Consider the following 10,993-nt stretch of genomic DNA (forward strand, 5'->3'; position numbering starts at 1 on the left):
GGTGCGAGCCTTAATATACCTGCCGAGGAAGAATCCAATGAGATATTTATGGATCCTCTATGTCTAGGTGACATAGAGTTTTTTGTTTTTACAAGAAATTCTATCATAAAATCCAGGGGGTGAAATATAAGATGAGTGAAGCTGCTATTGCAAAAAAACAACTGTTGGTTGAAGAACTAACAACAAAAATCCAAGAATCCGCATCTGTAGTCGTTGTTGATTATTTAGGTCTTACTGTTGAACAGGTGACTGAATTAAGAAAACAATTGCGTGAAGCTGGCGTAGAAATGAAAGTTATCAAAAACTCTCTAATGATACGTGCTGCTGTCGCTGCAGGTTTGGAAGGAATGGAAAGCATTTTCAAAGGACCTACTGCTGTTGCATTCAGTTCTGAAGATGTTGTTGCTCCAGCCAAAATCATGGCTGAATTCGCAAAAACTGCTGAAAAACTAGAAATCAAAGGTGGTATCGTTGAAGGTAACGTTTCTTCTAAAGGAGAAATCGAAGCTTTGGCAAAACTACCAAACCGCGAAGGTATGCTTTCTATGTTACTTTCAGTACTACAAGCTCCAGTCCGCAACTTTGCGTTGGCTATTAAAGCTGTATCTGAGAAAGACGGCGCAGCTGCATAATCTGCAGTTCTGCTGAAGAATCAAACACAAGCTTCCTTTTGGAGGCACAAAAAAACTTAAACCAAAAACGGAGGAACACAAAATGTCATTAAACATCGAAGCAATCATTGCTGACATCAAAGTAGCAACAGTTTTAGAATTAAACGACTTAGTAAAAGCTATCGAAGAAGAATTCGGCGTAACAGCTGCAGCTCCAGTAGCAGCAGCAGGTGCAGTAGCAGCAGCTGAAGAAGAGCAAACTGAATTCAACGTTGAATTAACTTCAACTGGCGATTCAAAAATCAAAGTAATCAAAGTTGTACGTGAAGCTACAGGCCTAGGCTTGAAAGAAGCTAAAGCTCTAGTTGACGGCGCTCCTGGCGTTATCAAAGAAGCTGTATCTAAAGAAGATGCTGAAGCATTGAAAGCTCAATTAGAAGAAGTTGGCGCTTCTGTAACAATTAAATAATCTTTTTCCAAAAGATTGTTTCTACAGAAACACAATTCTTGATTGTGTAAATAGACTAGCCAGGATAAGCAATTATCCTGGCTTTTCTTATATTTTCCGTGCAGTATCGGACTTCCGTCAGAAGGAGTTGGAAATATGTCAAATCATTACTACACAAAGAACCCTGAAACCGAAAGCAAGGAAACTTCCTGGACGTTTCCTTTGCGGGATCGCGAATTCCGTTTCATCTCGGACAGCGGTGTCTTCTCCAAAAAAACGGTCGACTTCGGTTCGCGCTTGTTGATCGAAAGCTTCCGCTTGAATGAGGAAGTGGCCGGGGATATTCTGGATGTCGGCTGCGGCTACGGTCCGATGGGGCTTGCGCTCGCGCATGCTTATCCTGCCAGACTGGTGGAGATGGTGGACGTAAACGAACGGGCCTTGTCTTTGGCGCGCAGAAATGCGGAAGCCAACAACATCCGCAATGTGAAAGTCTACGAATCGAATACCTACGACCAAGTGCCTGAAGGAAGGCAATTCGCTGCAATCGTCAGCAATCCGCCGATCCGCGCCGGGAAACAGGTCGTCCATCGCATCCTGTCGGAAGCACACACGCATCTCTTGCCGGGTGGCACGCTGACTGTGGTCATCCAAAAGAAGCAAGGCGCGCCGAGTGCTGAACAGAAAATGCTGGATGTCTTCGGGAATGTCGAAGTCATCGCCCGCGACAAAGGATATTGGATCATCCAATCGGTCAGGGCTTAATGCGCGTCCCGGATCGCTCCGGATGCGGGCAGAAGGCTGTTGACAAATGAAAGCCATGTGTGTAGAATAGTAAGGTAATATAGACGCATAAGATAATTCAGAAAACGCGACTGAAATATTGTCCAGACGCGCTTTTCGAGGCAGAAAACAAAAGAAAGAGTAATTTTCTCAGAAATTGCAACCTTCTTTTGGTTTTTTTTTGCCAAAAAAACGTTGCGGAATGTATATGTAACAAAAACGTAACACTTGTTGCGAAACTGCAACATAAGAGTGTGTTGTCGCTAAATGTCTAAATTTAAGTAGGGGTGAAGAAGTTGTTAGGGCATAATGAAAAATTCGGGAAACAACGTACCCGCAGAAGTTATTCGCGTATCAGTGAAGTGTTAGAGCTTCCTAACCTGATTGAGATTCAATCGGATTCTTATGAATGGTTCCTGGAAACAGGGATCAAAGAGATGTTCAAGGACATCACGCCGATCGAAGATCACACAGGGAACTTAGCATTGGAATTTGTCGACTATGAATTCCATGATCCAAAATACACTGTTTCAGAAGCACGTGCACATGATGCCAACTACTCGGCACCGATTTATGTAAAACTGCGTTTGATCAACAAAGAAACAGGCGAAATCAAAGACCAGGAAGTTTTCTTCGGTGATTTCCCATTAATGACAGACATGGGTACCTTCATCATCAACGGAGCGGAACGTGTTATCGTCTCCCAATTGGTTCGTTCTCCAGGCGTTTATTTCCATAACAAGATGGATAAAAACGGAAAAGAAAGCTTCGGAAACACATTGATTCCTAACCGTGGCGCATGGTTGGAGTATGAGACAGATGCGAAAGACATCTCTTACGTCCGTATCGACCGCACCAGAAAAATCCCGTTGACCGTTTTGGTCCGCGCATTGGGCTTCGGTTCGGATGATCAGATTCTTGAAATCTTCGGCGACCACGAAAGCTTACGTTTGACTATGGAAAAAGACGTGCATAAAAACGCATCGGACTCCAGAACAGAAGAAGCGTTGAAAGACGTCTACGAGAGACTTCGTCCAGGCGAACCGAAAACTGCCGACAGCTCGCGTAACTTGCTGAATGCCCGTTTCTTCGACCCAAGAAGATACGATATGGCTCCTGTTGGACGCTATAAAGTAAACAAAAAATTGAATGTCAAAACACGCTTGTACAACCAGATATTGGCTGAAACATTGGTCGATCCTGAAACAGGCGAAATCATCGCCGAAAAAGGGACTGAATTGGACCGCGGCATGATGGAACGCTTAACGCCTTATTTGGATAACGGCTTGAACCAAGTGACGTTATATCCTTCTGATGATGGCGTTGTGACTGATCCTGTCGTTATGCAAGTGGTGAAAGTCTACTCTAAGAAAGACCCTGAGAAAGTCATCAACATCATCGGGAATTCCGAAATTGCTGACGATATCAAACATCTGACGACTGCCGACATCTTTGCTTCCATGAACTACTTCTTCAACCTTACTGAAGGATTGGGAACAACGGATGACATCGACCACTTGGGTAACAGACGTATCCGTTCAGTCGGAGAGTTGTTGCAGAACCAATTCCGTATCGGTTTGTCACGGATGGAGCGTGTCGTGCGCGAAAGAATGTCCATCCAGGATGTTTCTACCGTAACGCCGCAACAATTGATCAACATCCGCCCAGTAGTGGCTGCAATCAAAGAATTCTTTGGTTCTTCCCAATTGTCACAGTTCATGGACCAAACGAATCCATTGGGCGAATTGACGCACAAACGTCGTCTTTCAGCCTTAGGACCCGGCGGTTTGACGAGAGACCGTGCCGGCTATGAAGTCCGAGACGTTCACTATTCCCACTATGGCCGTATGTGTCCGATCGAAACGCCTGAGGGCCCGAATATCGGACTGATCAACAGCTTGTCCAGTTATGCAAAAATCAACAAATATGGCTTCATCGAAACACCTTACCGTCGTGTCGACTGGAACACGCATAAAGTTACCAATATCATCGACTACTTGACCGCTGACGAAGAAGATAACTTCACCGTTGCGCAAGCCAACTCGGTCCTATTGGAAGACGGAAGCTTCGCCAACAATATCGTCATGGCCCGTTATATCCATGACAACTTGGAAGTTCCGATCGAACGCGTCGATTACATGGACGTTTCTCCGAAACAAGTAGTTGCTGTCGCTACAGCCTGCATTCCGTTCTTGGAAAACGATGACTCCAACCGTGCTTTGATGGGTGCCAACATGCAACGTCAAGCTGTTCCGTTGATCAACCCGCAAGCACCGTTCGTCGGTACCGGGATGGAATACAAAGCCGCTCATGACTCAGGCGCAGCCCTGTTGTGCCAGAATGATGGTGTGGTTGAATACGTGGATGCCAAAGAAATCCGTGTCCGTCGCGACAATGGTGCTTTGGATAAATACGAAATCATCAAGTTCCAACGTTCCAACTCAGGAACTTGCTATAACCAACGTCCGATCGTAGCTTTGGGAGACCGTGTCGATGTCGGCGAGACATTAGCGGATGGCCCATCTATGGAAAAAGGCGAAATGGCTCTTGGACAGAACGTTTTGGTTGCCTTCATGACTTGGGAAGGTTACAACTACGAGGATGCTGTTATCATGAACGAACGTCTTGTGCGTGATGATGTGTACACTTCTATCCATATCGAAGAATACGAATCAGAAGCACGTGATACGAAGCTTGGACCTGAAGAAATCACCCGCGAATTGCCTAACGTCGGCGAAGATGCTTTGAAAGATCTTGACGAACGCGGCATCATCCGCATCGGTGCGGAAGTCAAAGACGGGGATATCCTGGTCGGTAAAGTCACTCCTAAAGGGATGACGGAACTGTCTGCGGAAGAGCGTCTGTTGCATGCGATCTTCGGTGAAAAAGCCCGCGAAGTACGCGATACATCGCTACGTGTTCCTCACGGCGGCGGCGGTATCGTCCACGATGTGAAGATCTTTACCCGTGAAGCAGGGGATGAATTGTCACCTGGCGTGAATCTGTTGGTGCGTGTCTATATCGTTCAAAAACGTAAGATCAACGAAGGGGATAAAATGGCCGGACGTCATGGTAACAAAGGGGTTGTATCCCGTATCATGCCTGAAGAAGATATGCCATACATGCCAGACGGTACTCCTGTTGACATCATGTTGAACCCTCTAGGGGTACCATCGCGTATGAACATCGGACAAGTATTGGAACTTCACTTAGGTATGGCTGCCCGTTCATTAGGCATCTACGTCGCATCTCCAGTATTCGATGGTGCGGATGAAGATGACGTTTGGGGTACTGTAGCTGAAGCTGGTATGGCGAATGATGCCAAAACAATCCTTTATGATGGCCGTACAGGTCAACCATTCGATAACCGTGTATCAGTCGGCGTCATGTACTATCTGAAACTGTCCCACATGGTCGATGATAAATTGCATGCTCGTTCAACTGGACCATACTCTCTAGTTACGCAACAACCGTTGGGTGGTAAAGCTCAGTTCGGTGGACAACGTTTCGGAGAGATGGAAGTTTGGGCACTGGAAGCTTATGGTGCTGCCTATACATTGCAAGAAATCTTGACATACAAATCAGATGATGTTGTCGGTCGTGTGAAAACATACGAAGCGATCGTCAAAGGCGAAACAATTCCTCGTCCAGGTGTACCTGAATCATTCCGCGTATTGGTGAAAGAATTGCAAGCACTTGGATTGGATATGAAAGTGCTTGATGAAGCAGAAGAAGAAATCGAATTGCGCGACATGGACGAAGAAGACGATGTTGTGAATATGGAAAGATTAAATAAACAATCTGAAGCAATGAAGAGAGACTAATTCGTGTTCCCGGGCGCTGCTGAAGCGTTCGGGTGCATGTTTGATCAAAGCGCATTGCCTCGCGAGAAACGCAGATAGAGCATTTTGGGCAGCTCAAAGAATAAAGGGAGGTTGGCCCCTTGATAGACGTTAATAAATTTGAAAGTATGCAAATCTCTTTGGCTTCTCCTGATAAGATCCGTAGCTGGTCTTACGGGGAAGTTAAAAAACCAGAAACAATCAACTACAGAACACTGAAACCTGAAAAAGAAGGTTTGTTCTGTGAGAGAATTTTTGGACCGCAAAAGGACTGGAAATGTTCATGTGGTAAATACAATGGTATCCGTTACAAAGGGATCGTTTGCGATCGCTGTGGCGTTGAAGTAACCCGCGCTAAGGTCCGTCGTGAAAGAATGGGCCATATCGAATTGGCTGCTCCTGTAACCCATGTATGGTACTTCAAAGGGATTCCTAGCCGTATGGGACTTGTATTGGATATGAGCCCGCGCGCATTGGAAGAAATCATTTACTTCGCTTCATACGTTGTCATCGAACCAGGTGACACTGTGTTGGAATCGAAACAGTTGCTGACGGAAAGAGAATACCGTGACAAACGGGCGCAATTCGGAAACAGTTTCCATGCGGCCATGGGTGCTGAAGCCATCAAGCAATTGCTTGATCGCGTCGATGTCGATACTGAATGTGAACAATTAAAAGAAGACTTGAAATCCGCGACTGGACAAAAACGTACGCGTGCAATCCGTCGTTTGGACATCTTGGATGCTTTCCGTTCTTCAGGAAACAAACCTAGCTGGATGATCATGGATGTAATCCCGGTTATCCCTCCAGATTTGCGTCCGATGGTTCAATTGGAAGGCGGCCGTTTCGCAACAAGTGACTTGAACGACCTTTACCGTCGTGTCATCAACCGTAACAACCGTCTGAAACGCTTGTTGGACCTGAACGCACCGAACATCATCGTTCAGAATGAAAAACGCATGCTGCAGGAAGCTGTCGATGCTTTGATCGATAACGGTCGTCGTGGCCGTCCTGTAACAGGACCAGGTAACCGTCCATTGAAATCACTTTCGCACATGTTGAAAGGGAAACAAGGGCGTTTCCGTCAAAACTTGCTGGGTAAACGTGTCGATTACTCCGGACGTTCTGTAATCGTAGTTGGACCTTTCCTGAAAATGTACCAATGCGGCTTGCCGAAGGAAATGGCGATCGAGTTGTTCAAACCGTTCTTGATGAAAGAATTGGTTGCCCGTGATATCGCAAGCAACATCAAAAATGCAAAACGCAAAATCGACCGTATGGACGATGATGTATGGGATGTATTGGAAGATGTCATCAGAGAACATCCAGTATTGCTGAACCGCGCACCGACGCTTCACCGTTTGGGTATCCAAGCGTTTGAACCGGTACTTGTCGAAGGTAAAGCGATCCGTCTTCACCCATTGGTATGTGAAGCCTACAACGCCGATTTCGATGGTGACCAAATGGCCGTCCACGTACCGCTGGGCGAAGAAGCACAAGCAGAAGCGCGTCTATTGATGCTGGCTGCACAGAACATTTTGAATCCGAAAGATGGTAAACCAGTCGTAACACCATCCCAGGATATGGTCTTGGGTAACTATTACCTGACTCTGGAAGAAATAAATAAAGTCGGCGAAGGAATGATCTTCTCCAATGCCGAAGAAGCTGGGCTTGCTTATGAAGGTGGCTTTGTCCATCTGCATACAAGAGTAGCGATCAGCACGAATTCGTTGCCTAAGAAACCATGGACAGAGTGGCAAAGAGGCCGTCTGTTGGTAACGACAGTCGGTAAGATCTTCTTCAACGAAATCATGCCTCATGAATTCCCGTACCTGAATGAACCGACCCAATTCAACTTGGATGTTGCGACTCCGGATAAATATTTTGCCGAACCCGGCGAAGATATCCCGGCGTTCATCAAAAATCAAGAAATTGTCGGACCGTTCAAGAAGAAATACCTTGGAAACATCATTGCTGCCGTATTCAAGAAGTTCCAAGTAACGGAAACTTCGAAGATGCTGGATAAAATGAAGGACCTGGGTTACAAAATCTCGACTCGTGCAGGTATCACTGTAGGGATCGCCGATATCTTGGTATTGGAATCCAAAGCGGAGATCTTGGAAAGAGCCCACAAAAAAGTCGATAACATCATGAAACAATTCCGTCGTGGTCTGATCACTGATGACGAAAGATACACCAGCGTCATCATGACCTGGAACATGGCTAAAGACGAAATCCAAGTCGAACTGATGAAGACATTGGGACAAGAAAACCCGATCTTCATGATGAGTGATTCCGGAGCCCGTGGTAACATCTCCAACTTTACCCAGTTGGCGGGTATGCGTGGTCTGATGGCCGCTCCAAACGGTAAGATCATGGAATTGCCGATCACTTCGAACTTCCGTGAAGGACTAAGCGTTTTGGAAATGTTTATCTCTACCCATGGAGCTCGTAAAGGTATGACCGATACAGCCTTGAAGACAGCCGATTCAGGTTACCTGACTCGTCGTCTGGTTGATGTGGCGCAAGATGTCATCATCCGTGAAGACGATTGCGGAACCGATCGTGGTCTGATAGTCCGTTCCATCCGAGAAGGCAATGAAGTCATTGAGGACTTGGAAGAGCGTCTGATTGGCCGTTATGCTCAAAAAACAGTTATCCATCCAGAGAACGGCAACGTTCTTGCTGTGCATAACCAATTGATCACAGAAGATATGGCGAAAGAAATCATTGATGCCGGTATCCAAGAAGTGACGATCCGTTCCGTATTCACGTGCCACACGAGACACGGCGTCTGCAAACGTTGCTACGGCCGTAACTTGGCTACTGGTTCAAATGTTGAGGTCGGTGAAGCAGTCGGTACGATCGCTGCCCAATCAATCGGTGAGCCGGGTACTCAATTGACCATGCGTACATTCCATACGGGTGGGGTTGCCGGAGACGATATCACACAAGGTTTGCCGCGTATCCAAGAAATCTTTGAAGCGCGTAATCCGAAAGGGCAAGCTATCATCACAGAAGTTACAGGGGAAGTTGTCTCCATTGATGAAAGCGCGTCTGATCGTTCCAAAGAAGTAACAGTCAAAGGTATCACGGATACAAGAACGTATACGATCCCTTACACTGCACGTACGAAAGTGGCTGAAGGCGACATCGTTCACCGTGGTGATCCATTGACTGAAGGATCCATCGAGCCTAAGAGCTTGCTGCGCGTCCGCGACGTACTGTCTGTTGAGACTTACTTGCTGCGCGAAGTTCAGAAAGTATACCGTATGCAAGGGGTAGAAATCGGCGACAAGCATATCGAAGTTATGGTCCGTCAAATGTTGCGTAAAGTCCGCGTTATGGATCCGGGTTCAACAGATATCCTGCCAGGTACACTGATGGATATCTCAGATTTCGAAGACCGTAACCGTTCTGTCATCAACGCTGGGGAAGTTCCAGCAACAGCCCGTCCAGTCCTGTTGGGGATCACAAAAGCGTCATTGGAAACAAACAGCTTCTTGTCTGCTGCTTCCTTCCAAGAAACGACTCGTGTCTTGACGGATGCTGCGATCCGCGGCAAGAAAGACTCCTTATTGGGTCTTAAAGAGAATGTTATCATCGGTAAGATCATCCCTGCTGGTACAGGTATGGCCCGCTACCGTAAGATGGAGCCGAAAGCCGTTGAAGCTGAAAGTGAGAGCGTCTATAGCATCACTGACACAGCCGAAACAGGTTCAAACCTATCTGACTACAAAGCGTAAAAAGATGAACGCCCCGGAAAAGCAAATTGCTTTTCTAGGGCGTTTTTTTGTTGTTTGGTGGTATAAGTGTCGGGACTCGAGTTCGAGTTTGGGGACAGAATTCCCCGCCAATGTGGTTTCGGCGGTTTTTCTGACTGTGATTTGAGCTGATTTTCCCCGTCAAAATGGTTTTGACGGGTTATTTCTGAGCATAAATGCAATCCCCATATAGAATCAAAGGAGTTGTCCGGGTGTTAACGAACCAGTAGCAGTTGCGCAAAGTGCACCACGACAGCAGAAGTGGCGAGGAAGGGCCCGAAAGGCAATCTGCGTTGTAAGGAGCGGCCTTTCGCCATGTGGGTGTGCAGAAAATAGGATCCTGCGGAGAAACTGGCCAACAGGATGATGAACAAGGTGGGCTCCAATCCGAAAGTGAGGCTCAAGATCGAAAGCAGTTTGACATCGCCGCCCCCGATTCCGTCCGGAAGAGCGAGGCTTGTGAAAAACAACAAGCAAAAAATCACAAAGAAACTGATGAAGGCTGCCGGCCAATCCGCAACCGGAAGCACGGCTTGGCGAAACACGACACCAAACAACAATAAGAGCTGGAAGCGATCGGGAATCAACAGATAGAGATAGTCGGCGATCGCGATGACCAGCAGCAGCGAAAACACAAAAGCGAGAGCAAGCAACTGCAGCATGTCTGTTGCGTAGAAATAATAGAGCAGGCATGCCACGAAACCGGAAATGAGTTCCGAAGTGACGTACAGCGCATCTATTTTTGCGGCGCAGTATGCACACTTCCCGCGGTGGGACACGTAAGAAAAAATCGGAAAAAGATCTTTGGTCTGCAGCGTATGCTGACAATGGACACAGTGGGAACGTGTGGTTGTGAAGTTTTCTTTGATGGGGATGCGCGTTCCCAGGACGGTAAAGAAAGATCCGAAAATGGCTCCGAAATAAAAGATGGATACGTAAGCAACGATGGTCAAAACAATTCCTCCTTGGCGAACAAACTGACTATAATATCCGCAACTAGTCTGTGGAATCTTTTTGTCTGCGGATTCGAAAAACATTTGGTAGCTCATTTTTAAAAACATTCCTTTTATTGTTGACAGGGCGTCCGTCAGATGGTAGACTGTTTAAGTTGTCAAATTAATCTTTTGTCCCGATAGAAAATAGTTGTTGACAGATGATTCTGGGTTTGATAATATATAAGAGTTGCTACTGCAGTTCAAAAAACGTTTAAAATATCTTCAAAAAATATTTCAAAAAGACGTTGACAACGAGCTGGTCAAGTGGTATTATAAATAAGCAATCACGTAACACGTGATACACGATTGACCTTTGAAAACTGAATAAAGAATGAACGAACCAAATGTGCAAGGAGCTTAGACTTCGGTCGAAGCAAACGAAGACGATACGTAGTATCGCAAACATAAAGTCAGCAAAACAACAAGAGCAATCAGCTTAACGTGTAGGATTTCTGTACAAGAGTCCACATTTACATGAGAGTTTGATCCTGGCTCAGGACGAACGCTGGCGGCGTGCCTAATACATGCAAGTCGAACGGTCTTTTCTATG

The 10,993-nt window shown here is 46.3% G+C and carries 6 protein-coding genes, 1 rRNA gene and 1 other annotated feature (1 of these 8 only partly in view); of the genes, 6 read left to right on the forward strand and 1 reads right to left on the reverse strand.

The window, feature by feature from the left end:
- Positions 1-94 (forward strand) — a sequence feature (ribosomal protein L10 leader region) (it extends 33 nt beyond the left edge of the window).
- Between the two features lie 37 nt (positions 95-131).
- The 5 genes from rplJ to rpoC all read left to right on the forward strand — a co-directional run bounded on the left by rplJ (position 132) and on the right by rpoC (position 9,430).
- Entirely contained in the window at positions 132-632 is a 501-nt protein-coding gene (rplJ, locus tag PH235_RS09290; RefSeq protein ID WP_272162073.1) for a 50S ribosomal protein L10, read from the forward strand.
- 82 nt (positions 633-714) lie between these two features.
- Positions 715-1,080, forward strand: coding sequence for a 50S ribosomal protein L7/L12 (gene rplL / locus PH235_RS09295; RefSeq protein ID WP_086986651.1), 366 nt, complete (start codon positions 715-717; stop codon positions 1,078-1,080).
- A gap of 135 nt (positions 1,081-1,215) precedes the next feature.
- A complete protein-coding gene (locus tag PH235_RS09300; RefSeq protein ID WP_272162074.1) occupies positions 1,216-1,824 on the forward strand; it encodes a class I SAM-dependent methyltransferase in 609 nt (202 codons plus the stop codon).
- Between the two features lie 314 nt (positions 1,825-2,138).
- Positions 2,139-5,666 carry a DNA-directed RNA polymerase subunit beta gene (gene rpoB / locus PH235_RS09305; RefSeq protein WP_176974279.1) on the forward strand — a complete coding sequence of 1,176 codons (3,528 nt, stop codon included), beginning with the start codon at positions 2,139-2,141 and terminating at the stop codon, positions 5,664-5,666.
- Positions 5,667-5,785: 119 nt separating this feature from the next.
- Positions 5,786-9,430 (forward strand): DNA-directed RNA polymerase subunit beta', encoded by a 3,645-nt coding sequence (gene rpoC, locus PH235_RS09310; protein WP_272162075.1) that lies wholly within the window; start codon positions 5,786-5,788, stop codon positions 9,428-9,430.
- Between the two features lie 233 nt (positions 9,431-9,663).
- Here rpoC and PH235_RS09315 read toward each other — a convergent pair whose 3' ends face one another.
- Positions 9,664-10,401, reverse strand: a complete 738-nt coding sequence (locus PH235_RS09315) for a prepilin peptidase (protein ID WP_272162076.1) — start codon at positions 10,399-10,401, stop codon at positions 9,664-9,666.
- Positions 10,402-10,913: 512 nt separating this feature from the next.
- Between PH235_RS09315 and PH235_RS09320 the strand changes: the two genes are divergently transcribed.
- Positions 10,914-10,993 (forward strand): 16S ribosomal RNA (locus PH235_RS09320); the annotation flags it as partial.

The organism is Trichococcus sp. K1Tr (genome assembly GCF_028309625.1).
Taxonomy (GTDB): Bacteria; Bacillota; Bacilli; order Lactobacillales; family Aerococcaceae; genus Trichococcus.